This is a genomic window from Staphylococcus auricularis (assembly GCF_051172115.1).
Classification (GTDB): Bacteria; Bacillota; Bacilli; order Staphylococcales; family Staphylococcaceae; genus Staphylococcus; species Staphylococcus auricularis_A.
Window position 1 is genome coordinate 263,090 of record NZ_JBPIZN010000003.1, and the last position, 25,540, is coordinate 288,629.

General features: G+C 38.5%; 24 protein-coding genes and 1 other annotated feature. Of the genes, 1 reads left to right on the forward strand and 23 read right to left on the reverse strand.

All coding sequences use genetic code 11. The features are described 5' to 3' along the window. Positions 1-77: 77 nt before the first annotated feature. Entirely contained in the window at positions 78-584 is a 507-nt protein-coding gene (locus ACSBRB_RS07735) for a GNAT family N-acetyltransferase (RefSeq protein ID WP_435032321.1), read from the reverse strand. A gap of 375 nt (positions 585-959) precedes the next feature. Further along, positions 960-2,147: a glycine C-acetyltransferase gene (locus ACSBRB_RS07740; RefSeq protein WP_435032322.1), complete on the reverse strand. Its 1,188-nt coding sequence runs from the start codon at positions 2,145-2,147 to the stop codon at positions 960-962. Positions 2,148-2,330: 183 nt separating this feature from the next. Here ACSBRB_RS07740 and ACSBRB_RS07745 point away from each other — a divergent pair, with 183 nt between their 5' ends. Continuing rightward, on the forward strand, positions 2,331-3,503 hold the full coding sequence (locus ACSBRB_RS07745) for a M20 family metallopeptidase (RefSeq protein ID WP_435032323.1): 1,173 nt from the start codon (positions 2,331-2,333) through the stop codon (positions 3,501-3,503). A 217-nt stretch (positions 3,504-3,720) separates the two neighbouring features. On the opposite strand, the gene tuf is transcribed toward ACSBRB_RS07745, so the two are convergent. The 21 genes from tuf to cysE form a co-directional block, all read right to left on the reverse strand. Beyond that, entirely contained in the window at positions 3,721-4,908 is a 1,188-nt protein-coding gene (gene tuf / locus ACSBRB_RS07750; protein ID WP_435032324.1) for an elongation factor Tu, read from the reverse strand. 215 nt (positions 4,909-5,123) lie between these two features. After that, the gene (gene fusA, locus ACSBRB_RS07755; RefSeq protein ID WP_435032325.1) at positions 5,124-7,214 is read right to left on the reverse strand and encodes an elongation factor G; all 2,091 of its coding nucleotides are present in this window, start codon (positions 7,212-7,214) and stop codon (positions 5,124-5,126) included. Positions 7,215-7,335: 121 nt separating this feature from the next. Next, positions 7,336-7,806 (reverse strand): 30S ribosomal protein S7, encoded by a 471-nt coding sequence (rpsG, locus tag ACSBRB_RS07760; RefSeq protein ID WP_059107362.1) that lies wholly within the window; start codon positions 7,804-7,806, stop codon positions 7,336-7,338. A gap of 70 nt (positions 7,807-7,876) precedes the next feature. Further along, complete coding sequence (gene rpsL / locus ACSBRB_RS07765; RefSeq protein WP_059107361.1) at positions 7,877-8,290, reverse strand: 30S ribosomal protein S12; 414 nt, start codon at positions 8,288-8,290, stop codon at positions 7,877-7,879. A 95-nt stretch (positions 8,291-8,385) separates the two neighbouring features. Then, entirely contained in the window at positions 8,386-8,640 is a 255-nt protein-coding gene (locus ACSBRB_RS07770; RefSeq protein ID WP_059107360.1) for a ribosomal L7Ae/L30e/S12e/Gadd45 family protein, read from the reverse strand. A gap of 243 nt (positions 8,641-8,883) precedes the next feature. Then, the gene (gene rpoC / locus ACSBRB_RS07775) at positions 8,884-12,480 is read right to left on the reverse strand and encodes a DNA-directed RNA polymerase subunit beta' (RefSeq protein ID WP_435032355.1); all 3,597 of its coding nucleotides are present in this window, start codon (positions 12,478-12,480) and stop codon (positions 8,884-8,886) included. A gap of 174 nt (positions 12,481-12,654) precedes the next feature. Then, the gene (rpoB, locus tag ACSBRB_RS07780) at positions 12,655-16,200 is read right to left on the reverse strand and encodes a DNA-directed RNA polymerase subunit beta (RefSeq protein WP_435032326.1); all 3,546 of its coding nucleotides are present in this window, start codon (positions 16,198-16,200) and stop codon (positions 12,655-12,657) included. Positions 16,201-16,405: 205 nt separating this feature from the next. Next, positions 16,406-17,014 carry a class I SAM-dependent methyltransferase gene (locus ACSBRB_RS07785; RefSeq protein WP_435032327.1) on the reverse strand — a complete coding sequence of 203 codons (609 nt, stop codon included), beginning with the start codon at positions 17,012-17,014 and terminating at the stop codon, positions 16,406-16,408. 171 nt (positions 17,015-17,185) lie between these two features. Then, complete coding sequence (gene rplL / locus ACSBRB_RS07790) at positions 17,186-17,551, reverse strand: 50S ribosomal protein L7/L12 (protein WP_059107356.1); 366 nt, start codon at positions 17,549-17,551, stop codon at positions 17,186-17,188. A 40-nt stretch (positions 17,552-17,591) separates the two neighbouring features. Further along, on the reverse strand, positions 17,592-18,095 hold the full coding sequence (gene rplJ, locus ACSBRB_RS07795) for a 50S ribosomal protein L10 (RefSeq protein WP_107392595.1): 504 nt from the start codon (positions 18,093-18,095) through the stop codon (positions 17,592-17,594). 47 nt (positions 18,096-18,142) lie between these two features. Continuing rightward, positions 18,143-18,290 (reverse strand) — a sequence feature (ribosomal protein L10 leader region). Positions 18,291-18,377: 87 nt separating this feature from the next. Next, positions 18,378-19,073 carry a 50S ribosomal protein L1 gene (gene rplA, locus ACSBRB_RS07800; protein WP_059107354.1) on the reverse strand — a complete coding sequence of 232 codons (696 nt, stop codon included), beginning with the start codon at positions 19,071-19,073 and terminating at the stop codon, positions 18,378-18,380. 200 nt (positions 19,074-19,273) lie between these two features. Beyond that, on the reverse strand, positions 19,274-19,696 hold the full coding sequence (gene rplK, locus ACSBRB_RS07805; protein ID WP_435032328.1) for a 50S ribosomal protein L11: 423 nt from the start codon (positions 19,694-19,696) through the stop codon (positions 19,274-19,276). Positions 19,697-19,867: 171 nt separating this feature from the next. Further along, a complete protein-coding gene (gene nusG / locus ACSBRB_RS07810; protein WP_059107352.1) occupies positions 19,868-20,416 on the reverse strand; it encodes a transcription termination/antitermination protein NusG in 549 nt (182 codons plus the stop codon). Between the two features lie 14 nt (positions 20,417-20,430). Next, complete coding sequence (secE, locus tag ACSBRB_RS07815; RefSeq protein WP_059107351.1) at positions 20,431-20,610, reverse strand: preprotein translocase subunit SecE; 180 nt, start codon at positions 20,608-20,610, stop codon at positions 20,431-20,433. 267 nt (positions 20,611-20,877) lie between these two features. Beyond that, positions 20,878-21,039, reverse strand: coding sequence for a 50S ribosomal protein L33 (gene rpmG / locus ACSBRB_RS07820; RefSeq protein WP_083498180.1), 162 nt, complete (start codon positions 21,037-21,039; stop codon positions 20,878-20,880). A 100-nt stretch (positions 21,040-21,139) separates the two neighbouring features. After that, positions 21,140-21,724, reverse strand: a complete 585-nt coding sequence (locus ACSBRB_RS07825; protein ID WP_435032329.1) for a sigma-70 family RNA polymerase sigma factor — start codon at positions 21,722-21,724, stop codon at positions 21,140-21,142. A 75-nt stretch (positions 21,725-21,799) separates the two neighbouring features. Further along, on the reverse strand, positions 21,800-22,327 hold the full coding sequence (locus ACSBRB_RS07830) for an NYN domain-containing protein (protein WP_435032330.1): 528 nt from the start codon (positions 22,325-22,327) through the stop codon (positions 21,800-21,802). Beyond that, positions 22,327-23,073 (reverse strand): 23S rRNA (guanosine(2251)-2'-O)-methyltransferase RlmB, encoded by a 747-nt coding sequence (gene rlmB / locus ACSBRB_RS07835; RefSeq protein ID WP_435032356.1) that lies wholly within the window; start codon positions 23,071-23,073, stop codon positions 22,327-22,329. Before rlmB ends, ACSBRB_RS07830 begins: the two co-directional genes overlap by 1 nt. 8 nt (positions 23,074-23,081) lie before the next feature. Beyond that, on the reverse strand, positions 23,082-23,468 hold the full coding sequence (locus ACSBRB_RS07840; protein WP_435032331.1) for a Mini-ribonuclease 3: 387 nt from the start codon (positions 23,466-23,468) through the stop codon (positions 23,082-23,084). Beyond that, on the reverse strand, positions 23,468-24,871 hold the full coding sequence (gene cysS / locus ACSBRB_RS07845; protein WP_435032332.1) for a cysteine--tRNA ligase: 1,404 nt from the start codon (positions 24,869-24,871) through the stop codon (positions 23,468-23,470). Before cysS ends, ACSBRB_RS07840 begins: the two co-directional genes overlap by 1 nt. Beyond that, entirely contained in the window at positions 24,855-25,505 is a 651-nt protein-coding gene (gene cysE / locus ACSBRB_RS07850) for a serine O-acetyltransferase (RefSeq protein ID WP_083498179.1), read from the reverse strand. The genes cysS and cysE overlap by 17 nt, the downstream gene beginning before the upstream one ends. Positions 25,506-25,540: the final 35 nt, after the last annotated feature.

Consider the following 25,540-nt stretch of genomic DNA (forward strand, 5'->3'; position numbering starts at 1 on the left):
CTCTTAACGTTTAAAACAATGTGTTACCTCGTATCGTTTATTTTGATATCGATGTGTACAAACATCACAACATCCTTTTATGCAATTTCTATTAAAAAGCGTTTAACTACTTTACCTTCTTCAGTTTTAGCATCTTCTATCTCTTCGCCACCATTTTTCTTAATCATTTCTATGGTGTCTTCATTGTCTTCGTCACATGTGAGGAGTGCTTCTTTAACATCAATACGTGATAAGTAGTCTAATGCTTTTTTCAATATTTTTTGTTTATAGCCTTTGCCACGTAGACGGTTACGTACGCCAATTTCAACATGGCCACCTTCTGTTTTCAATGAGTTTGTTAATTCATGACGAATGTTTGCTGCCCCGATGATTTGTTTATCATCAATTAAGAATAAAGTCGTATTATCAACCGTTTCGTCATGTGATTTATTATCTGCAAGCTGATGCACAAGATCTTCAAAACTTTGATAGTTTGTAATATTTGTTATTTCTGGAGCTATGACTTCATTTTTATCTATCCATTCTTTGACATAATCACAATAGAGTGACTCATCTGCCATAGTAAGTTCTCTAAATTCAACCATGGGAGTGCACCATCCTTTCATTTCTACTTTATATACCTCTCTAAAATGACCCTATAAACATGACGTTTTTTTAATACTCCCTTATCATAGTAGATTTATGCTTATTTTTAAATCACTTTACACAAAAAAATTTAAAATTTTTTATGGCTCGTTACATAAAAAGTGTAAAGACACATACCTCGTAGAAACCTTAATATTGTAGTCCTATTGCTAGACAAAAAATTTCGCTTAATGCTTAATGACGTGACCCTGTTTGTGGAGTTGTTTTCCGTATATAAAAAAGCCTAAAGATATCAAGTCTTCATTCCACATGCATATCGTGAAAGTAAGTTTCTATCTTTAGACTTTTACTTTATATATAATTTAACACCATGTTTAGATAATACCTAATTCTTTGCCTACCTTTTCATAAGCAGCTAGTGCACGGTCTAACATCTCTTGCGTGTGGGCCGCTGTAGGCATATTACGCACACGTCCTGTACCGCGGGGCACCGTTGGAAAGACAATGGATTTAACATAGACGCCTTCTTCTTTCAGTCGTTTGCTGAAGGCTTGCGTATCTTTCTCGTCTCCGATAATTACAGGCGTAATCGGTGTTTCTGAGACCCCAATATCAAAGCCAAGTTGATACAGTCCTTCTTTTAAATACTGTGCATTATCCCATAATTTATCATGGAGTGATGTTGATTCCATTAATTTCGTTACCGCAACTGTAATAGCTTTCGTATCTCCAGGTGCTAAAGACGTAGAGAATAAGAATGGACGTGACTGTGATTTCAGCCAGTCAATGAGTTGACGTGTCCCTGCCACATATCCACCTACAACACCAATTGCTTTAGATAATGTACCGATTTGGAAATCAATCTTATCTTGTAAGCCAAAGTGTTTCACTGTACCTGCACCTTTACCCATCACACCAGAACCATGGGCATCATCTACGTAAGTAATCAGACCATATTCTTCAGCAATTTCTACGATTTCCGGTAATTTCGCAACGTCCCCGTCCATGCTGAAGACACCGTCAGTGATATACATCACTTTATTGTATTGTCCTGATTCCACTGCTTCTTTCGCTTTTTGACGTAAGTCATCCATATCTGAATGATTCACACGGATAATTTTCGCTTTAGATAAGCGACAACCATCAATGATCGAAGCATGATTTAATTCATCTGATAAGATCGCATCGTTTTTATTCATCACAGCTGAAATTGCGGCCATATTACAGTTAAAACCAGATTGATACGCAATCGCTGCTTCTGTACCTTTAAACTCAGCTAAGATAGATTCTAGCTCATCATGTAAATCCAATGTACCATTAATTGAGCGAACAGCACCCGCGCCTACACCGTGTGTATCAATCGCATCTTTCGCCGCTTGTTTTAATGCTTCATTTGTCGCAAGTCCTAGATAATTGTTTGATGATAAGTTGACGTATGATTTCCCTCCAATAGTGATTTTAGGTCCATTTGCGCCTTCAATCGTATCGATTTCACTATACAAGCCATTCTCTTTTAACGCATTTATATTTTCAGTTAAGAAATGGTCCAGTGTTTGTACCACTTTGCTCTCCCCTTTGTTTGGATTTGTCTTTTCTCAATCATAACCTATTTTCATATCCAGGGGAAGCAAATATCTTTCGAAATATTAAGCGCTTTCAAATTATTTTTAAGCATAAATCGCCTATTGCTTCATTGTTTAAAGTGTTATAATAAATTAAATTATGTTGAAAGAAGGGCTTTTACAGTGTTTGATTGGTTTCAACTCGCCAAGGAAAAAGAACAAAAAACAATTCAAATACGCAGATACTTACACCAACATCCTGAACTCTCTTTTGAAGAGCATCAAACAGCAGCTTATATTATCGATCAACTATCGAAACTCAATTGTGAGGTTCAAGCGCCTATCGCACGTAATGGCATTATCGCAACGTTCGAAGGCTCTGGTGAGGGCCCAACCATCGCATTGCGAGCAGACTTTGATGCGCTACCTATCGAAGAGGAGACTGGTTTACCTTTCCACTCCCAAAATAAAGGGGTCATGCATGCCTGTGGTCACGATGGTCATACAGCGATCCTCTTAACCGTAGCTGAAATCATCGACGCACATCGAGAATATCTGAAAGGTAATGTTGTACTTGTATTTCAATACGGTGAAGAAGTCATGCCTGGCGGTGCGCAAGAAATTATAGATACAGGCTGTTTACGTCACGTTGATCGCATTTACGGTAACCATCTCTGGTCTGGTTATCCAACCGGTACGATTAATTCAAAACCCGGTGCAATGATGGCTTCACCAGATGAATTTAACATTACTATCCACGGCAAAGGCGGTCATGGTGCGAAACCACATGAAACAATCGATCCAGTTGTAGTCATGGCAGAATTTATCATGAGTGCCCAAAAGATTGTTTCTCGAACAATTGATCCAGTAAAACAAGCTGTCATTACATTCGGTATGATTCAAGCAGGTAATGCTGATAACGTCATCCCAAATAGTGCGTTTTGTCGTGGTACAGTACGTACATTTGATACAGAAGTGCAATCACATATTATTGAACGGATAGAAAAGTTACTAGAAGGCCTAGCTGTCGCTAATGACATCACCTATGATTTAGATTATATCCGTGGCTATCTCCCCGTACATAATCACGGGAAATCTTATGAAGTCGTCAAACAAGCTGCGAACGACATGAACTTACGCTTTAGCGAGTCAGAACTCATGATGATCGGTGAAGATTTCTCACACTATCAAAAAGTATTACCTGGGGCGTTCTTCCTAACAGGCTGTGGTAATGAACAAAAAGGTACCACATATCCGCACCATAGTCTCCAATTCGATGTAGATGAATCTTCATTTAAATATGCAGTCAGTGAATTTATGAAAATATTAGAGCTTGAAGGCGTCATTGTACGCTAAGTGTTGGCGCAATGATGTAAGGTAGGTGTTTCATCTATAAGGTGAAACACCTTTTAGTTGTATACAATATGAAAAAAACGCACCCTTAAGTGACTCACAATGAGTTAAATAAGGGTACGTTTTTCTGTATCAACAATCATATTTTATTAAGATAGAGCCTCTCTCTTAAAGAGGCTCTTAACGTAGATTTATATTGATCAACGTTTGTTTGTTTTAATTATTCTTCGATTTCAGTTACAACGCCTGATCCTACAGTACGTCCACCTTCACGAATTGAGAAACGAGTACCGACTTCGATAGCGATTGGAGAAATTAATTCAACTTCCATTTTAACGTTATCGCCAGGCATTACCATTTCTGTACCTTCTGGTAAAGTAACAACACCTGTTACGTCAGTAGTACGGAAATAGAATTGTGGACGGTAGTTAGAGAAGAATGGAGTGTGACGTCCACCTTCATCTTTAGATAAAACGTAAACTTCTGATTTGAATTTAGTGTGTGGTGTAATTGAACCAGGAGCAGCTAAAACTTGACCACGTTGTACTTCTTCACGTGAAATACCACGTAATAAAGCACCGATGTTGTCACCAGCTTCAGCGTAGTCTAATAATTTACGGAACATTTCTACACCAGTAACTGTTGTTTTTTGTGAACCGTCTTTCATACCGATGATTTCAACTTCTTCACCGACTTTGATTTGACCACGTTCAACACGGCCTGTTGCAACAGTACCACGACCAGTGATTGAGAATACGTCTTCAACTGGCATCATGAATGGTTTATCAGAGTCACGTTCTGGAGTTGGAATGTAATCGTCAACTTGTTGCATTAAGTCTAAGATTTTTTGTTCGTATTCTTCGTCGCCTTCTAATGCTTTCAACGCAGAACCAGAGATTACAGGTACATCGTCACCTGGGTAGTCGTATTCACTTAATAAGTCACGAACTTCCATTTCTACTAATTCTAATAATTCTTCGTCGTCAACTTGGTCAACTTTGTTTAAGAATACAACTAATGCTGGTACACCAACGTTACGTGATAATAAGATGTGTTCACGAGTTTGTGGCATTGGACCGTCAGCTGCAGATACAACTAAGATGGCACCGTCCATTTGAGCCGCACCAGTGATCATGTTTTTAACATAGTCAGCGTGTCCTGGGCAGTCAACGTGTGCATAGTGACGTTTGTCAGTTTGATATTCGATGTGAGCAGTATTGATTGTAATACCACGTTCTTTTTCTTCTGGTGCGTTATCAATCATGTCGTATGATTGAGCTACAGTGTCACCATTTTTTGCTAATACAGTTGCGATAGCAGCTGTTAATGTTGTTTTACCATGGTCAACGTGACCGATTGTACCAATATTGGCATGTTCTTTTGAACGATCAAATTTTTCTTTAGCCATTATAAAATCTCTCCTATTCATTCAAAAATTTATTTGCAATTATCTCTCATGATAGTTTCTCACCATCATGAGAAGACAATTTCAATGCTTATGTTAAAAGCATACACAATTACTTTATAAATCATTTACTTTCAAAAATCAATATAAACATGTGGTATACAGTGAATATGCTCAAACTGTATTGTACCGGCTCTCACCTTACAATACAAGTATTATTATTCAGCTTTGTTACCAGTGTTTTTCTTAATGATTTCTTCAGAGATTGATTTAGGTACTTCTTCATAGTGGTCAAAGTACATTGTGTAAGTACCGCGACCTTGAGTGTTAGAACGTAATGATGTTGCATAACCAAACATTTCTGAAAGTGGTACATAAGCATTAACAACTTGCGCGTTACCACGTGGTTCCATACCGTCTACACGGCCACGACGTGAAGTAACGTCACCCATGATGTCACCTAAGTACTCTTCAGGCATTTCGATTGTAACTTTCATCATTGGTTCTAAGATAACTGGATCACATTTTTTAGCAGCTTCTTTAAGTGCTAATGATGCTGCAATTTTGAAGGCCATTTCAGATGAGTCGACATCGTGGTATGAACCATCAAATAGTTTTGCTTTAACATCGATTAATGGATAACCAGCTAATACACCATTTTCCATGGCATCTTTAAGACCTTGTTCAACAGATGGTACGTATTCACGTGGTACTACACCACCGACGATAGCGTTTTCGAATTCGAAGCCGCCACCTGTTTCGTTAGGTGTGAATTCGATTTGAACGTCACCATATTGACCACGACCACCTGATTGACGAGCGAATTTACCTTGAACTTGTGCTGATGTTTTGAATGTTTCACGGTATGAAACCATTGGCGCACCAACATTACATTCAACGTTGAATTCTTTTTTCATACGGTCTACAAGAATATCTAAGTGAAGTTCACCCATACCACCGATGATAACTTGTCCAGTTTCATCGTCTGTGTGTGCATGGAATGTTGGGTCTTCTTCTTGTAGTTTAACTAAAGCTTGAGTCATTTTATCTTGGTCAGCTTTAGATTTAGGTTCAACTGACAAGTGGATAACTGGCTCTGGGAATTCCATTGTCTCTAGGATAATGTCATTTTTCTCACCACATAATGTGTCACCAGTACCAGTATCTTTAAGACCTACGGCAGCTGCGATATCACCTGCGTAAACTGTGTTAAGTTCTTCACGGTGGTTCGAATGCATTTGAAGTAAACGACCTACACGTTCACGTTTGTCTTTTTTAGAGTTTTTAACGTACGAACCTGAAGATAATGTACCTGAGTATACACGGAAGAATGTTAATTTACCAACGTAAGGGTCACTCATAACTTTGAATGCCAATGCAGCGAATTCTGCATCGTCATCTGCTTTAGCGATGACTTCTTCGTCAGGGTCATCAGTACGGTGACCAATGATTGGTTTAACATCTAATGGAGATGGTAGGTAGTCAATGACAGCATCTAGCATTAATTGAACACCTTTGTTTTTGAATGCTGTACCGCAAAGTACTGGGTAGAATTCTACGTCAGTAGTAGCTTGACGGATTGCATCTTTTAATTCATCTACTGAAATTTCTTGATCATCAAGATATTTTTCCATTAGATCTTCATTTGTTTCTGCAACAGCTTCGATAAGTGTTACACGTGCTTCTTCAGCTTTATCTTTGTAATCATCTGGAATTTCAATTTCTTCAATGTCAGTACCTAAGTCATCATTGTATTGGTAGCATTTCATTTCTACTAAATCAATGATTGCGTTGAATTCGTCTTCGGCACCGATTGGTAATTGAATTGCTTGCGCATTTGCTTGTAAACGATCGTGTAATGTACTTAATGAATAATCGAAGTTTGCACCTAATTTATCCATTTTGTTTACAAACACAATACGAGGTACACCATAAGTTGTAGCCTGTCTCCAAACTGTTTCTGTTTGAGGTTCTACACCTGATTGAGCATCTAATACTGTAACGGCACCATCAAGTACACGTAAAGAACGTTCAACTTCAACTGTGAAGTCTACGTGCCCTGGAGTATCGATGATGTTTACACGGTGATCATTCCACTGTGCAGTTGTTGCAGCAGATGTAATTGTGATACCACGGTCTTGTTCTTGTTCCATCCAGTCCATTTGTGAAGCACCTTCGTGTGTTTCACCAATTTTGTGGATACGGCCAGTGTAATACAAAATACGTTCAGTTGTAGTTGTTTTACCAGCGTCAATATGCGCCATGATACCGATATTACGGGTTTTTTTCAAACTAAAATCTCTAGCCATGTATTTTTTCTCCTTCCAGCAATTACTGCGAATAAATACTATAAATATGGCGATGCCCTAAGCATACCTCCATATATAGTGACCTATATGATGGAACATGCTCAGGGAATTATATTCTACCTTACCAACGATAGTGAGCGAATGCTTTGTTTGCTTCTGCCATTTTATGAACGTCTTCACGTTTTTTAACAGCGCCACCAGTGTTGTTAGCAGCATCAAGAATTTCGTTAGCTAAACGATCTTCCATTGTTTTTTCACCACGAAGACGCGCATAGTTTACTAACCAACGTAAGCCTAAAGTAGTACGACGTTCTGGACGAACTTCTACTGGTACTTGGTAGTTAGAGCCACCTACACGACGTGCTTTAACTTCTAATACAGGCATGATATTATCAATTGCTTCTTCAAACACTTCTAATGCATCACGACCACTACGTTCTTGTACTAAATCGAATGCAGAATATAGAATTTTTTGAGCTGTTCCGCGTTTACCATCTAACATAATTTTATTAATTAATCTTGTAACTAATTTAGAATTATGAATTGGATCTGGTAATACGTCTCTTTTAGGTACTGATCCTTTACGAGGCATAATATAAGTCCTCCCTTCCTATTATAATATTTCTTGTTATTTCGTCATTAAAATTTACGCAATCTTAATGTTATTTTTTAGGTTTTTTAGTTCCGTATAATGAACGACTTTGCATACGTCCATCAACACCTGAAGTATCAAGTGCACCACGTACAATATGGTAACGCACACCAGGTAAGTCTTTAACACGTCCACCACGTACAAGTACAACACTGTGTTCTTGTAAGTTGTGTCCGATACCAGGGATGTATGCGTTCACTTCGATGTTGTTTGATAAACGCACACGTGCGTATTTACGTAACGCAGAGTTAGGTTTTTTAGGTGTCATAGTTCCTACACGAGTACAAACACCACGTTTCTGTGGAGAGTTAAGTGTAGTGAATTGTTTTTTCTTACTATTGAAACCTCTGTTTAAAGCTGGTGAATCAGATTTTTTTGATTTGCTTTTTCTTGGGTTACGAACTAATTGGTTTATAGTTGGCATGAAATATGTCCTCCTCTCTTGCTTTTTTAATCCCACACATCCAGGTGGTTCATTTTTAGGTTAAATAAAATTTAGTAAGCTTACATTCACTAATTTCATTTGATTAACGCTACGATTGCAGCATTAACGTTGATACCTACAGCCTTTCCTAAAGCATGTTTACTTTCGTATAAAGTGATAGGTATATTTTTGTTATTGATCTTACATAACACGCGAGATAATAAAAATACCTCAACATCTTGTGCAATGATCAATGATGTGACTTGATCTAAATCTAAAGCTTTGATTGTTTGTTTTAGACCAACAACATAATGTTGTTTGTTAAAGCTGGCAACTTTTTCATTAGACATTTGATATCCTCCAAAGTCTGCTTACATCAACCTTAACAATAATAACATTTTCTACATGAAGCGTCAACTTAATTTTTAAGTTATCTGCCCATCATGACACTTTTTTATAAAAAGATAATAAGAGGATGGTGGCGCACCTTGAATCCTCTTAATCAGAAAGACAATGTCTATACTGATCTAAGGGTGCGACCATCCTCTCATTCAATTTGCAAAGCTTAATTCATATTGTTGTAAATATCTTTTTTATGGTTCTGTAACTTCTACTTCTTCAGTTTGTTGTACATCAGAAGCATCTTTATCATATTCCACATCGCTGTAACGACGCATACCTGTACCAGCTGGAATAAGTTTACCGATGATAACATTTTCTTTAAGACCAAGTAAGTTATCACGTTTACCTTTGATAGCTGCATCAGTAAGTACACGAGTTGTTTCTTGGAATGATGCGGCTGATAAGAAGCTTTCTGTTTCAAGTGATGCTTTAGTAATACCAAGCAATACTGGTTTAGCAGTTGCTGGACGTTTACGTTCTTTAAATGCATCACGGTTGGCATCTGTGAAGTGATGGATATCAACAAGTGAACCAGGTAATAGTTTAGTATCACCAGATTCAATGATACGTACTTTACGTAGCATTTGTCTTACCATAACCTCAACGTGTTTATCGTCGATTTCAACACCTTGCATACGGTATACTTTTTGAACTTCTTTAAGCAAGTAGCTTTCTGTTGCGGTTAAACCAGCTACTGATAAATAGTTTTTAGGCTCGATTGAACCTTCAGTAAGCACTTGACCGCGTGCGACACTTTGGCCGACTTCTACGACGATACGTGCTGTTCCTGATGCAAGATATGATTTCGTTTCATTTGCACCTTTAATGACGATTTCTTGTTGACGATCTTTCGCAACTTTGATGTCTTCAACGACACCTTCGATTTCAGTGATGACTGCTTGACCTTTCGGATTACGTGCTTCGAAGATTTCTTGAATACGAGGTAAACCTTGAGTGATATCGCTACCTGCTACCCCACCAGTGTGGAAGGTACGCATTGTAAGTTGTGTACCAGGTTCACCGATTGATTGAGCGGCGATGGTACCAACTGCTTCACCGACTTCAACTTTTTCTCCTGTTGCAAGGTTTTTACCGTAACATTTTTCACATACACCGTGACGCGTATTACATGTAAATGCTGAGCGGATGTATAATTCTTCGATACCTGCATCCACGATACGTTTCGCAATTTCAGGAGTGATCAATTGATCTGGTTCAACAAGTACTTCATCTGTTTCTGGATGACGTACTGTTTCTTTAGAATAACGACCTTCGATACGTTCTTCGAATGGTTCGATCATTTCTGTACCTTCTTTAATGTCAGAAACGAGCAAGCCTCTGTCTGTACCACAATCTTCTTCACGAACGATAACATCTTGTGCCACGTCAACAAGACGACGAGTAAGGTAACCTGAGTCAGCTGTTTTAAGGGCTGTATCGGCAAGACCTTTACGCGCACCGTGAGTTGAAATGAAGTATTCTAACACGGTTAAACCTTCACGGAATGAAGATGTGATTGGCAATTCGATGATTTTACCAGAAGGTGCGGCCATGAGACCACGCATACCGGCTAATTGAGTGAAGTTAGATGCGTTACCACGGGCACCTGAGTCACTCATCATCAAGATTGGGTTTGTTTTTTCAAGTGATTTCATCAATTTGTCTTGAATTTCGTCTTTCGCATTTGTCCAGATATCAACAACTACGTTATAACGTTCATCTTCTGTGATTAAACCACGGTTAAATTGTTTAGTAACTTTCTCAACTGATTGTTCAGATTCATCAAGGATACGTTGTTTATCTGGAAGTACAACGATGTCGGATACACCAACTGTAATACCTGCTTTAGAAGAAAATTTGAATCCTAAGTCTTTCATACGGTCAAGCATCATTGATGTATCAGTAATGCTGAAGCGATTGAACACTTCTGCGATGATATCTCCTAAGAATCCTTTGTTGAATGGATCAGTTGTTGGCACATTATCGAAGTATGCTTTAAGACCACCTTCACCTAATTCTTTAGGATCTACGAAGTATTTATCTGGTGTTCTATCTTCTAAGTTTTCTTTTGAAGGTTCATTAATATAAGCAAATGAATCCGGAATAATTTGGTTGAAGATTACTTTACCAACAGAAGTAGTTAAGATTTTATTGTTTTGATCTTCTGTGAACGTTGGATTATTGAATGAACGTGCGTGCACACCGATACGAGTGTGTAAGTGAACATAGCCATTTGCATAAGCTTTCAACACTTCGTTTGTATCTTTGAACAATGCACCTGTATTCAATGCATCTTCACGTTCTAACGTAATGTAATAGTTACCTAATACCATATCTTGAGATGGTGTAACAACTGGTTTACCATCTTTAGGGTTCAAGATGTTTTGAGCTGCAAGCATTAACATACGTGCTTCTGCTTGTGCTTCTTTAGATAACGGCACGTGAACGGCCATTTGGTCACCATCAAAGTCTGCGTTGTAAGCAGTAGTTGCTAATGGGTGAAGACGGATGGCACGACCTTCAACAAGTGTAGGTTCAAATGCTTGGATACCGAGTCTGTGTAATGTTGGCGCACGGTTTAAAAGCACTGGGTGTTCTTTGATAACATCTTCTAAGATATCCCATACTTCATCATCCATGCGTTCAATTTTACTTTTCGCATTTTTAATATTTGTTGCGATTTCACGTTGTACAAGTTCTTTCATAACAAATGGTTTGAATAATTCAAGTGCCATTTCTTTTGGTAAACCACATTGATACATTTTCAAGCTTGGTCCGACTGCGATTACGGAACGACCTGAATAGTCAACACGTTTACCTAATAAGTTTTGACGGAAACGACCTTGTTTACCTTTAAGCATGTGTGAAAGTGATTTGAGTGGTCTGTTACCTGGACCAGTAACTGGACGGCCACGACGACCATTATCAATCAAAGCATCCACTGCTTCTTGTAACATACGTTTTTCGTTTTGAACGATGATGCCAGGCGCACCTAAGTCTAATAAACGTTTCAAACGGTTGTTACGGTTGATCACACGACGGTATAAGTCGTTTAAGTCACTTGTAGCAAAACGTCCACCATCAAGTTGTACCATTGGACGAATTTCTGGTGGGATGATTGGAAGTACATCTAAGATCATCCATGCAGGATTGTTTCCTGAGTTACGGAATGATTCTACAACTTCTAATCGTTTAATTGCACGAGTCAATCTTTGACCAGTTGCAGATTCTAATTCATCACGTAATGCTTTTAATTCTTCATCTAAATCAATTTCTTCTAAGAGTGCTTTAATACCTTCTGCACCCATTTTAGCGTTGAATTGACCTGGATATTTATCGTAGTATTCTCTGAATTCTGCTTCAGAAAGTAATGATTTTTTCTCTAAGCCTGTTGGGCCTGGATCAACAACAACATAAGAAGCAAAGTAGATTACTTCTTCAAGTGCTCTTGGTGACATATCAAGTAAAAGACCCATACGACTTGGGATACCTTTAAAGTACCAAATGTGAGAAACAGGCGCTGCAAGTTCAATGTGTCCCATTCTTTCACGACGTACTTTAGATTTCGTTACTTCTACACCACATCTGTCACAAACCATACCTTTGTATCGTACACGTTTGTATTTACCGCAACTACATTCCCAGTCTTTTGTAGGTCCAAAAATTCTTTCACAGAATAGGCCATCTTTTTCTGGTTTCAAAGTACGATAGTTAATTGTTTCTGGTTTTTTAACCTCACCGAATGACCATGAACGGATTTTTTCAGGTGAAGCAAGTCCTATTTTCATATAATGGAAATTATTTACATCAATCAAGGAGCCTACCTCCTTCAATTTAGATTAGCTGTGCAAATTGATTGATTTCGTTTGATCTATACACATCAGATTAAAGTGAAGAAGCAAGAAGCTAAGTGCTTCAAGACTTCATTCACTGCTCTGAAATGACGCGAATTCATCTAATTACTAAACTTCTCTTTGTGATTCAGGCGCATCTTTTTGTTGTAAGTCAACTTTGCGCTCTGTGATATCTTCATCATCATTGTCGTGCATATCAATTTCATTGTTATCTTCATCGATGATCTTAACGTCTAAGCCAAGACTTTGTAACTCTTTCATTAAGACACGGAATGATTCAGGCACACTAGGTTTGCTAATGTTTTCGCCTTTAACAATAGATTCATATGTTTTAACACGACCAACTGTGTCATCTGATTTGTAAGTCAAGATTTCTTGAAGTGTATAAGCAGCACCATATGCTTCTAGTGCCCATACCTCCATCTCACCGAAACGTTGACCACCAAATTGTGCTTTACCACCAAGTGGTTGTTGTGTAACGAGTGAGTAAGGACCAGTTGAACGCGCGTGAAGTTTATCATCAACCATGTGTGCAAGTTTAAGCATGTACATGACACCAACTGAAATACGGTTATCAAATGGTTCACCTGTACGACCATCATATAAGACAGTTTTACCGTCGCGAGCCATACCAGCTTCTTCAATTGTTGACCATACGTCTTCGTCATTGGCACCATCAAATACTGGTGATGCAACATGGATACCTAAGTTTTTAGCAGCCATACCTAGATGTAATTCTAACACTTGTCCGATGTTCATACGTGAAGGCACACCGAGTGGGTTTAACATGATATCGATTGGACGTCCGTCTGGTAAGTAAGGCATATCTTCTTCTGGTACGAGTTTAGAGATAACCCCTTTATTACCGTGACGACCACACATTTTATCTCCGACGTGGATTTTACGTTTTTGAACGATGTAAACACGTACGAGTTGGTTAACACCTGGAGATAATGTATCGTCGCCTTCTTCACGATTGAAGACTTTAACGTCTAAGACGATACCGCCTGCACCGTGTGGTACACGTAGTGAAGTATCACGAACTTCACGTGCTTTTTCACCGAAGATTGCATGAAGTAAGCGTTCTTCTGCAGTAAGTTCAGTTACCCCTTTAGGTGTGACTTTACCTACTAAGATGTCACCATCTTTAACTTCTGCACCAACGTATACGATACCACGATCGTCTAAGTTTTTAAGTGCATTTTCAGAAACGTTAGGAATATCACGAGTGATTTCTTCAGGTCCGAGTTTTGTATCACGTGCTTCAGATTCATATTCTTCGATGTGAATTGAAGTATATACGTCATCTTTAACAAGACGTTCACTCATGATAACAGCGTCCTCGTAGTTATAACCGTCCCAAGTCATAAATCCAACGACAACGTTACGACCTAATGCCATTTCACCAAGATCCATAGAAGGTCCATCCGCTAAGATTTCACCTTTGTCTACGATATCGTTTGGTTTAACGATTGGACGTTGGTTATAGCAAGTACCTGTGTTTGAACGTTTGAATTTAGCTAATGGATAACGGTTTAATTCGCCTTCGTACTCTTTGCCATCTTCTTCGATAAGACTACGTACTAAGATTTCATTAGATTCAACGTGTTCAACACGGCCTCTTTGTTTAGCGATAACAGCTGCACCTGAGTCACGTGCTGCTACGTGTTCCATACCTGTACCTACGAAAGGTGATTCAGGGTTCATCAATGGAACTGCTTGACGTTGCATGTTCGCACCCATTAACGCACGGTTAGAGTCGTCGTTTTCTAAGAATGGGATACATGCTGTCGCAGCTGAAACAACTTGTTTAGGTGAAACGTCCATGTAGTCCATTTTTTCTTTGTTCATCACTGTGTTATTGCCACGGAAACGACAAACAACTTCATCGTCTAAGAAACGACCTTCTTCGTCTAATCTTGAGTTTGCTTGGGCTACAACGTAACTGTCTTCTTCATCAGCTGTTAGGTAATCAATTTGATCTGTCACTGCATTCGTTTCAATGTTGACTTTACGATATGGTGTTTCAATGAAACCAAATTCATTGACTCTCGCATAACTTGAAAGTGAGTTGATCAAACCAATGTTTGGACCCTCTGGTGTTTCGATTGGACACATACGACCATAGTGAGAGTAGTGTACGTCACGTACTTCCATTTGTGCACGTTCACGTGTTAAACCACCAGGTCCGAGGGCTGATAGACGACGTTTGTGAGTCAACTCAGCTAATGGGTTGGCTTGGTCCATGAATTGAGATAATTGAGAGCTACCAAAGAATTCTTTGATAGATGCAATCACTGGACGAATGTTAATTAATTGTTGTGGTGTGATTGAATCAGTGTCTTGGATAGACATTCTTTCTCTTACGACACGTTCCATTCTAGATAATCCGATACGGAATTGGTTTTGTAACAATTCACCTACTGAACGTAGACGACGGTTACCTAAGTGGTCAATGTCATCTGTAAATCCAATACCACTATATAAGTTGAAGAAGTAAGACATTGAAGCAATGATGTCTGCTGCTGTAATACATTTCACTTCTGAGTCAGGGAATGCATTACCGATCACTGTTGTTGTGCGGCCTTCTTCATCATTTGGAACGTAAACTTTAATAGATTGAATTTCAACTGGTTCATCGATGATGCTGCCTTCTAATTCAAACACTTCACTGTTTGCATTTGTTTCAAGTACATCCATGATTTCGTCTACTTTACGACGATCTAAGACTGTACCTTCTTCAGCTACGATTTCGCCAGTTTCTGAATTAACAATCGGTTCTGCTAATTTTTGATTGAATAGGCGGTGTTTTAAATGTAGTTTTTTGTTTGCTTTATAACGACCTACACTAGCTAAGTCATAACGTTTTGGATCGAAGAAACGTGAATATAATAGACTTTTAGCGTTATCTAAAGTAGGAGGTTCGCTCGGACGTAAACGTTCGTAAATGTCTAATAGCGCTTGTTCTGTATTTTCAGTACCATCTTTTTCAAGCGTATTACGTAAGATTTCGTTATCTCCAATAAGATCAATGATTTCTTGATCTGAAGAAAAACCAAGTGCACGTAGTAATACGGTTAATGGTAATTTTCTTGTTCTGTCAATGCGTACGTATGCTACGTCTTTCGCATCTGTTTCATACTCTAACCAAGCACCACGGTTAGGGATGATTGTTGCGTCATAATTGGTACGTCCGTTTTTGTCTAATTTTTCATTGAAGTAAACGGATGGAGAACGTACTAATTGAGAAACGATAACACGTTCTGCACCATTAATCACAAATGTACCTGTATCTGTCATTAATGGGAAGTCACCCATGAATACTTCTTGTTCTTTTACTTCACCAGTCTCTTTAATAATAAGACGTACTTTAACGCTAAGAGGTGCAGCATAAGTTGCATCACGGTTTTTAGATTCTTCTAAATCATATTTAGGTTCACCTAGTTTGTAGTCCACAAACTCTAAAGATAGGTTACCAGTGAAATCTTCAATCGGTGAAATGTCTCTGAACATTTCTAGTAAACCTTCTTTTAAGAACCAGTCATAAGATTTAGTTTGAATTTCGATAAGATTTGGTAATTCAAGTACTTCTGAAATTCTCGCGTAGTTTCTACGTTTACGATGTCTTCCATATTGGACAAATTGACCTGCCAAACAGATTCACCCCTCAAAAATTGTGTGATTATCTCACGCATTATAACATATACCTTAAGACAAAAAGAAAACGGCAGCATTTCTGATGACACCATTTTCTATTTCATCTACGATCGATATACAATGTTATTTTATACGTAAAAGTACACACTTATTGAACATAATTTTTTACATTCTATTACTATATCAGAATAGGTCTGCTAAATCAACCTTTTGAGCTTCTCAATATATAATAGCCTTTGCTCTTCTCTAATACTTCTACATTATCAAATAACGTGCGCATTTTTTCTTTTGCTGAAGGCATACCTTGTTTTTTCTGTATCACGACGTAAAGCGCACCATTTTGTTTCAAATGTTGATGTGCTTCCTCAAAGATGCGATGCACGGTCTGCTTACCGGCACGTATCGGAGGATTCGTGAGCACATAATCATACTGTTGTTCGTCGACTTGGTCGAAACCATCACTTTCAATAATTGATACGTTGTCGATGTGGTTTGATTTCGCGTTGTGGCGTGCCAATTTTAACGCACGTAAATTCACGTCTAGCATATCGACATGATTGTGTGGTTCCATTTTAGCAATCATCAAACCGATGGGACCATAACCGCAACCTACATCGGCAAGAGTTTTAACTGGGCCCGGTGGATTTTGCTTTAAAAATGTCCGCACTAATAAATCAGAGCCAAAGTCGATTTTACCTTTTGAAAATACGCCTGCGTCTGTTTGTAATGTAATAGATTGATTATCATAGTGATAATCAAATGTTTGTATATCACTTGCTACATCAGGTTGTTCATCATAATAATGACTCATGACCCTACCTCATTTCACATTGTACTTAGATAGCTGTTACTGCGATAGTTGAAGAACAACACAAAACCCCGTTATCTGAATAACGGGGTTTTCACTTCTCAAAGAATCATAGGCCAATGTGGGCATTAACCTAACTTATAAAATTATATTTAATAAGTTATGCTGCTCGCATTATTTTAATTCGATAGTTGCGCCAGCTTCTTCTAATTGTTCTTTAAGTTGTTCAGCTTCTTCTTTAGGTAAGCCTTCTTTAACAACTTTAGGAGCGTTATCTACTAATTCTTTAGCATCTTTCAAGCCTAAGCCAGTTGCTTCTTTAACTGCTTTAACAACTTTGATTTTAGAAGATCCAGCTGAAGTTAATTCAACATCAAATTCAGATTTTTCTTCAGCAGCATCTCCGCCGCCTGCTGCACCTGCTGCTACTGGAGCTGCTGCAGTTACACCAAATTCTTCTTCAATTGCTTTAACTAAGTCGTTTAATTCTAATACTGACATTTCTTTAATTGCTTCAATGATTTGTTCTTGATTAGCCATTATTGTTTTCCTCCAATTTAATTTAAGTTTTTATGCGCGATTATTCAGCGCTTTCTTCATCTCTTTGTTCTCCAACTGCTTTAACTGCATAAGCGAAGTTGCGGACTGGAGCTTGTAATACTGAAAGTAGCATTGATACAAGACCGTCGTGTGATGGTAAAGATCCAACTGTGTTAACTTGTTCAGCTGAAATAACTTCGCCGTCCATAACGCCTGTTTTAACTTCTAAAGCTTCGTGTTCTTTAGCAAAACCTGCGATAACTTTCGCTGGTGCTACAACGTCGTCTGTTGAAGTAGCGATGGCAGTAGGTCCTACTAAAAATTCTTCAATGCCTTCGATTCCTGCTTTTTCAGCTGCGCGACGTACCATTGTGTTTTTGTAAACTTTGTATTCTACGCCAGCTTCACGCAATTGTGAACGTAATTCAGTCACTTCTTCTACTGTTAAACCACGGTAGTCAACAATAACTGTTGAAACTGAATTTTTAAGTTGTTCAGCAATTTCGTCAACATGTTGTTTTTTAGCTTCAATGATTGCAGACATTTAGACACCTCCATTTAAAATTTTTGGTGCTTTTATCATGAGCGTTCTGCCCATTAAAAAAAGCACTTTCTACCCACGGCAAAAAGTGCTTGAAACATTTTTTAATCACGTTCAAGTCAATTTTAGCCTCGGTAGGATCTAAACTTTTAAGTTATTTCTAACTCCTACTGTCTTAGGTAAAATAATCACAATAACTAATATAACTGTTTTGATTACATATGTCAATAAAATTTACAGGCTAAAAGTAAATTCTTTTAGCCTGTCATTTGTTGTCATTTATAATTATAATTTAAAGCTTGAAGTATCAACTTTGATACCAGGACCCATTGTAGTTGTAACGGTCGCTGATTTGAAGTAAGTACCTTTCGCTGCAGAAGGTTTTGCTTTAGTTAATACATCTTGTAAAGCTCTGAAGTTTTCTACTAATTTATCAGTATCGAATGAAGCTTTACCGATAGAAGCATGTACAATACCAGCTTTTTCAGCACGGTATTCAACTTTACCTGCTTTGATTTCTTCGATCGCTTTTGTAACGTCCATTGTTACTGTGCCAGTTTTAGGGTTTGGCATTAAACCTTTAGGTCCTAATACGCGACCTAATTTACCAACTTCGCCCATCATGTCTGGTGTTGCAACAACAACGTCGAAGTCGAACCAACCTTGTTGGATTTTAGATACGTATTCAGATTCACCTACGTAGTCAGCACCAGCTGCTTCAGCTTCTGATGCTTTATCACCTTTAGCGAATACTAATACGCGTTGAGATTTACCTGTACCATTTGGTAATACTACAGCGCCACGAATTTGTTGATCGTTTTTACGTGTATCGATACCTAAACGGAAAGCAACTTCAACAGAAGCATCGAAATTTGCAATGTTTGTTTCTTTAGCTAATTCAATTGCTTCTTCGACGCTGTAATGTTTTTGACGATCTACTTTAGCAGCAACTTCTTGAAACTTTTTACTTCTTTTAGCCATTTCATGTTCCTCCTTTAGTGGTTTTAGCGGAATTTCCTCCCACGTTACTTGCCTTCACAAGTTAGAAGCAGATAACAGAGTGAGTAAGTTATATACGTTGTTATGCGCTCCTTACACTTTGACAACCGATCTATCCGTCCTGTTTGTCACTTCTGTCATCTGCTTGTTAATCGTATATCTGATTTCATTTTCAAGTTTTATTATTCAACAGTAATACCCATGCTGCGGGCAGTACCTTCGACAATACGCATAGCTGCTTCTTCGTCAGCTGCGTTTAAGTCTTTCATTTTAGTGTTAGCAATTTCACGTACTTGATCTTTTGTTACACTAGCAACTTTGTTTTTGTTAGGTTCACCTGAACCTTTTTCAATGCCAGCTGCTTTTTTAAGTAGTACTGGAGCAGGTGGAGTTTTAGTTACGAATGTAAATGAACGGTCTTCAAATACACTGATTTCTACTGGGATGATTAAACCTGCATCCTCTTGCGTACGTGCGTTGAATTCCTTACAGAAAGCCATGATGTTAACACCTGCTTGACCTAATGCTGGACCAACTGGTGGTGCTGGGTTTGCTTTACCTGCAGGGATTTGTAATTTAACTACTTTTTCTACTTTTTTAGCCACGATGTGCACCTCCTTGATATCGTGATGTGGTCACAGGACTGAGTTTTGCCCTCCCACTCTAAACATTTCGTGACGAAATGGAGCGCTTCATTAAGCGCGACCACAGTATTATAACATTTTAATTCACTAAAAAGCAACAGGTGATTTTTGATTTTTTAATCACTGTTGCAATTAAAGTTTTTCAACTTGATCAAATTCAACTTCGACTGGTGTTTCACGACCAAACATGTCAACGAGTACAGTGAGTTTGAATTTTTCAGCTTCTACTTCTTGAACTTCACCCACTTGATTCATAAATGGACCAGCTTTGATGCGGACTTGATCACCGACTTCGATTTCAACATCGATTGTTTTTTCTTTCATGCCCATTTGTTTCAAGATAAAGCGTGCTTCCTCTGGTAATAATGGGTTCGGTTTTGAACCTGCACCAGCTGAACCAACAAATCCTGTTACGCCTGGTGTATTTCTCACGACATACCATGACTGGTCAGTCATAACCAATTCAACTAAGACATAGCCTGGGAATGTTTTCTTAGTTAAAGTTTTCGCTTTGCCATCTTTGACTTGCGTTTCTTCTTCTTCAGGTATTACTACTCTAAAGATTTCTTCAGTCATGTTCATAGACTCAACACGTTTTTCCAAATTCTTTTTCACTTTATTCTCATAACCAGAATAAGTGTGCACTGCGTACCAGCGCTTTTCGCCAACTTCTCCAGACATGTCGTCACTCCTCACTATTTAAATAATTGAATAATGCCATCAATGCCTAAATCGATAGCATAGAAGAACACTAAGAAGAAGATTACCGTAGACACAACAATAACTGTGTATTTAAATAATTCTTCCTTCGTTGGCCAACTTGTTTTCTCCATTTCAGACTTAACGCCTTTAAAGAAATTTTCTTTTTTAGCCATAATTACGACCTCCATCTTTATAACAATAATCTCGCTTCGTCATGAATTAGCAACACTACATTTTACTGTGAAACATTTGACGCACAAATGTATTTGAATCAATCTAAACGAAATGGGCTACATATTAAGAACAAGCTCAGTCTCTAAGTAGCTAGAAGATGAGAAAACTAGAACCTAGTCACCTCAAGCTTTAAAGTTGCTAACCAAGCACCTGCTTCATCGTGATTCTATATCATTAAAGATAGATTGAGGCTCACTACTCAGTTTCTATTTAGATTCTTTATGTAGCGTATGAGTATTGCATCTCGGACAAAATTTCTTTAGCGTTAATCTCTCTGTTGCATTTTGTCTTTTAGGTACGTGATAGTTACGATTACCGCATATTTCACAATTAAGTGGTACTTTTTTCACATTTCTCACCTTACTCATTTTAATACCAATATACTATACATAAAAAATACCTTGCTTGTCAAACGGCCTAACTGCTGCGTATCCTTATCAATCGCTAATTGAAACGCCTAAACATGAGTTAACCCTCTTGTTCTGAAATATAGCGATTCATCGATTTTTGAAGCTTTCGTTTGCTGCGCTGAATTGCGTTATAAACTGTCTTATCACTGAGAGATGTCTGGGATGCAATTTCTCTCGGTTTATAATCGTTAAGCAAACACTCAATCACGCGTCGTTCAATCTGACTGAGCGTACCTAAGTGTGAAAATAACTGTTGTAACTCTTGTAATTCAAGCTGGCGTTCTAACGGCTTCATCGTGCGTCTAGTGTGATAATCTACAATATATTCATTGATGAGAAGTTGTTGTCTTTTTTGCTGTGCAACCTTTCTTCTCACATAATCACATTTCACTGATTTAATCATCTTGTTTACGTAATGCTCGAGTGGCGTTGATTGATCTACTTGAAAATGATCTGACATTTTAATCATCTTCAACATGATGTCTTGATACACATCCTCTCGATCATTCGCATTGATGACGTAATGATTTAGCCGTTGCTTGATGATCGGTTCAACCATGGGGAGTATCTGATTCAACAAAGCATTACGCGAAGCTATCGATACTGTGTGCGTATCCGAAGTATGTTCTAGAGATTGCGCCATAGATGTCGTCCTTTCACTACTTTCAAAGTAGAGACATCATACGGAGATTACATGTTAAAAATCAATAGCACACTTTTAATCGTTCTTCTGATTGCCACGTCTTATTTTTTCAAATTCATGAAGAATGTCACTAGATAACGGAATACGCGTGCGTGGTTTCTGTTCATCAAAGCCTTTCATCGCTTTAGATACAGAGCGTTCATTCTCTTTCATATCGCGCCACATCTCTCGTGACGATAACCGGTAAGCGCCAGCACCAAAGATGGCGTGTTGTTCACTCATATCGCTTGTCACTACAGTAATGTGTCGGGTATGTTTATCATACAAATCATAAACTAAACGCTCGATATAGCTATCTGCCGTTTCTTTTTCCTTAGTGAATACCGTCTTAACACCGTGATACATTTGCTCATGTTCGGTGCTCGATTGCTCATAGGCATCAAAGACACATACTACTTCATCAATCACTGCAGCATTATAATTCGCAATTTCAGTTAATAATCGTTCTCTCGCTTCTTCTAAATTCTCTTTGGCAAGTTTACTCAACTCTGGGGAATGGCCAATCATATTGTAGCCATCGATTATCAAATAACGATCTTTCATTATTGATCACCAAGTTGATGGCGTTTTCGATACACTTCATACATCATTAAGCTCGCGGCTACAGAAGCATTTAAGCTATTCACATGACCCACCATCGGAATTTTAATATAAAAATCACACTTATCTTTCACAAGTCGGCTCATACCTTGTCCTTCACTACCGATGACGATTACGAGTGGCATCTCAGCGTCCATCTCCCGGTAGTCGGTTGCATTTTCCGCTTCAGTTCCAACGACCCAGTAGCCACGATCTTTTAATGTTTCGATGGTCTGCGCTAAATTCGTCACACGCATCACTGGCACGTGTTGAATGGCACCTGTCGACGCTTTAGCAACCGTCTGTGTTAATGCGACCGAACGCCGTTTAGGAATGATGACACCATCTACACCACTTGCATCAGCTGTTCTGAGTATAGACCCTAAATTATGTGGATCTTCTAAGCCATCGAGCAAGATAATGGTAGACAGTCCGTCTTGTTCAGCTTGTGTTTCGAGAAATGCATCTAAGTCTGCATATTCATATGGTGCAATGTATGCTGCTACCCCTTGGTGAGGGGAATCAGAGAGTTGATCTAATTTAGATTTTGGTACAGATTGAACGATGATTTTTTCTGATTTTGCTTTTTTTAAAATTTCATTCAGTTGTTGTTTTTTGACGCCATCCTGAATCAAAATTTTATTAATTGTATGGCCGGTCGTGATAGCTTCCTTTACTGCATGCCGACCGACAATCACGACTTCCTCCATCATGATCACTACCTTTCATTTACAATTTCTATAATCGCATCTAGGAGCTCTGCTAATCGGTCACGTCGATGATCTAAATAAAGAAAACCTAGAATCGCTTCCAGACCAGAACTTTTTCGATAGGTTTGAATATCTGTGTTTTTCGCTTTTGTATAACTTTTTGCATTGCGACCACGACGAACAATATCAATCTCTTCATCTGTAAACCAATCCTCCGACATGAGCAAGTCGAGTGTCTGTGATTGGCTTTTAGCTGAGACATATTGTTTTGCTACTTCATGTAAACGATGAGGTTTGCTTTGCAGTTTTAATACGATGTATTCACGAACATGCTGATCCAGTACTGCATCGCCCATATAAGCTAACGTTAATGGATTGAGCAATTTAATATTCATTATTTGCCTCGTTTAAAGCGCACACCTTGAGGCGTATCTTCTAAAATAATGTCTTGTGCTTTCAATTGATCACGGATTTCATCTGCGCGCGCATAATCTTTATTTTTTCTCGCTTCGTTACGTTCTTCAATTAATGCTTCAACCTCTTCGTCTAATAACACGTCTTGCTCTTTACCTTTGAGAGGTACGCCTAGCACGTCGCTGAAAATTTGATTCACCTCAATAAAGCGTTCAATCACTTTTGTAGAAGTTGTTTGTTCTAATAAGTATTTATTCGCTAACTTAGCTAAGTCATACCATGCTGTAATTGCATTCGCAGTGTTGAAATCGTCATCCATCACGTTTTCGAAACGTGTGAGTATGCCATTGATTTGATCGATATAGCCAACCTGATCCTCAATATTTGTCGTAATGGAAGCACGTTCTTCAAGTGCTTTGTAACTATTTCTAATACGTTCTAAACCACTTTTCGCAGCATCTACAAGTTCGAGATTGTAATTGATAGGGCTACGATAATGTACACTAATCATGAAGAAGCGTAAGACATCAGGATCTACTTCTTTAATAATATCGTGAACAAGGACGAAGTTACCTAATGATTTACTCATTTTTTCGTTATCGATATTGATAAAGCCATTGTGCATCCAGTAGTTCGCGAATTGTGCGTGGTTATGGGCTTCAGATTGTGCGATTTCATTTTCATGGTGTGGAAATTGTAAGTCGCTACCACCTGCGTGAATATCAATCGTTGGACCCAATTCATGATATGCCATCACTGAGCACTCGATATGCCAACCTGGACGACCACGACCGAATGGACTTTCCCAACTGATTTCATCTGGTTTTGCTTTTTTCCACAGAGTGAAATCGAGCGCATCTTCTTTGTGTTCGCCAGACTCGATACGCGCTCCTACTTTAAGGTCATCGATCGATTGTTGACTCAGCTTACCGTAATCTTTAAATTGACGTGTTCTAAAGTATACGTCACCACCGCTTTCATAAGCGTAACCTTCATCGACTAAATCTTTAATAAATTGAATAATGTGATCCATATGATCCATGACTCTCGGATTCGAAGTCGCTTTCTTCACGTTAAGCGCACCAACATCCTCATAAAATGCCTCGATATAGCGATCCGCAATATCTGGAACTGGTTCATTTAACTCTTTTGAACGATTGATCAATTTATCATCTACGTCCGTAAAGTTGGAAACATATTCCACTTCATAACCACGGTATTCGAAATATCTTCTGACTACATCATAGTTAATCGCTGGTCTTGCGTTACCGATGTGGATGTAGTTATAAACCGTTGGCCCACAGACATACATTTTAACCTTACCTGGTTCAATAGGTTTAAATGTTTCTTTCTGTCGTGTGAGGGTGTTATATAATGTAATCATCTTGAATCTCTCCATTTCTTGTTTTCTCCAATTGTCTTTCGAGTTGTTTTAATTGTTCGTAGATTGGATCTGGTAAATTGCGATGGTCAAATGATTTACCAATGCGCCGACCATCTTGTTTAACAATATGTCCAGGTATACCGACAACTGTTGAATAGCTCGGTACTGAACGCAATACCACTGAATTTGCGCCGATATTAACGTTAGAATTCACTTTAATATTGCCTAGTACTTTTGCGCCTGCTGAAATGAGCACATTGTCACCAATGTCTGGATGGCGTTTCCCCTTTTCTTTACCCGTACCACCAAGTGTCACACCTTGATAGATGGTAACGTTATCGCCAATCGTACATGTTTCACCGATAATGACCCCCATGCCGTGGTCGATAAATAGGCGTCTACCTATTTGCGCACCCGGATGAATTTCAATACCTGTAAAAAAGCGTGAAATCTGTGAAATCAATCTTGCAGTGACAAATTTCTTTTTCTTAAAAAACCAGTGTGCGATTAAATGACTCCAAACCGCGTGTAAACCTGCATAAGACGTAATCACTTCAAATGTTGTACGCGCCGCCGGATCTTGCTCGAAAACCATATTGACATCATCTTTAATTCGTTTAATTACCTTAAACAAGGCTATCCCCCTCCTAGTAAAAAAAGCACCTCTAA

What these genes read in the sequence shown, in the direction of transcription:
- fusA (WP_435032325.1), bottom strand. Translation starts at nt 7,214, where the DNA reads ATGGCTAGAGATTTTAGTTTGAAAAAAACCCGTAATATCGGTATCATG.
- rpsG (WP_059107362.1), bottom strand. Translation starts at nt 7,806, where the DNA reads ATGCCTCGTAAAGGATCAGTACCTAAAAGAGACGTATTACCAGATCCA.
- rplL (WP_059107356.1), bottom strand. Translation starts at nt 17,551, where the DNA reads ATGGCTAATCAAGAACAAATCATTGAAGCAATTAAAGAAATGTCAGTA.
- ACSBRB_RS07785 (WP_435032327.1), bottom strand. Translation starts at nt 17,014, where the DNA reads ATGAGTCATTATTATGATGAACAACCTGATGTAGCAAGTGATATACAA.
- secE (WP_059107351.1), bottom strand. Translation starts at nt 20,610, where the DNA reads ATGGCTAAAAAAGAAAATTTCTTTAAAGGCGTTAAGTCTGAAATGGAG.
- rpsL (WP_059107361.1), bottom strand. Translation starts at nt 8,290, where the DNA reads ATGCCAACTATAAACCAATTAGTTCGTAACCCAAGAAAAAGCAAATCA.
- ACSBRB_RS07770 (WP_059107360.1), bottom strand. Translation starts at nt 8,640, where the DNA reads ATGTCTAATGAAAAAGTTGCCAGCTTTAACAAACAACATTATGTTGTT.
- rlmB (WP_435032356.1), bottom strand. Translation starts at nt 23,073, where the DNA reads ATGGAGGAAGTCGTGATTGTCGGTCGGCATGCAGTAAAGGAAGCTATC.
- rplJ (WP_107392595.1), bottom strand. Translation starts at nt 18,095, where the DNA reads ATGTCTGCAATCATTGAAGCTAAAAAACAACATGTTGACGAAATTGCT.
- rplA (WP_059107354.1), bottom strand. Translation starts at nt 19,073, where the DNA reads ATGGCTAAAAGAAGTAAAAAGTTTCAAGAAGTTGCTGCTAAAGTAGAT.
- ACSBRB_RS07735 (WP_435032321.1), bottom strand. Translation starts at nt 584, where the DNA reads ATGGTTGAATTTAGAGAACTTACTATGGCAGATGAGTCACTCTATTGT.
- tuf (WP_435032324.1), bottom strand. Translation starts at nt 4,908, where the DNA reads ATGGCTAAAGAAAAATTTGATCGTTCAAAAGAACATGCCAATATTGGT.
- nusG (WP_059107352.1), bottom strand. Translation starts at nt 20,416, where the DNA reads ATGTCTGGAGAAGTTGGCGAAAAGCGCTGGTACGCAGTGCACACTTAT.
- ACSBRB_RS07830 (WP_435032330.1), bottom strand. Translation starts at nt 22,327, where the DNA reads ATGAAAGATCGTTATTTGATAATCGATGGCTACAATATGATTGGCCAT.
- ACSBRB_RS07840 (WP_435032331.1), bottom strand. Translation starts at nt 23,468, where the DNA reads ATGAATATTAAATTGCTCAATCCATTAACGTTAGCTTATATGGGCGAT.
- cysS (WP_435032332.1), bottom strand. Translation starts at nt 24,871, where the DNA reads ATGATTACATTATATAACACCCTCACACGACAGAAAGAAACATTTAAA.
- rpmG (WP_083498180.1), bottom strand. Translation starts at nt 21,039, where the DNA reads ATGAGTAAGGTGAGAAATGTGAAAAAAGTACCACTTAATTGTGAAATA.
- rpoC (WP_435032355.1), bottom strand. Translation starts at nt 12,480, where the DNA reads ATGAAAATAGGACTTGCTTCACCTGAAAAAATCCGTTCATGGTCATTC.
- ACSBRB_RS07825 (WP_435032329.1), bottom strand. Translation starts at nt 21,724, where the DNA reads ATGGCGCAATCTCTAGAACATACTTCGGATACGCACACAGTATCGATA.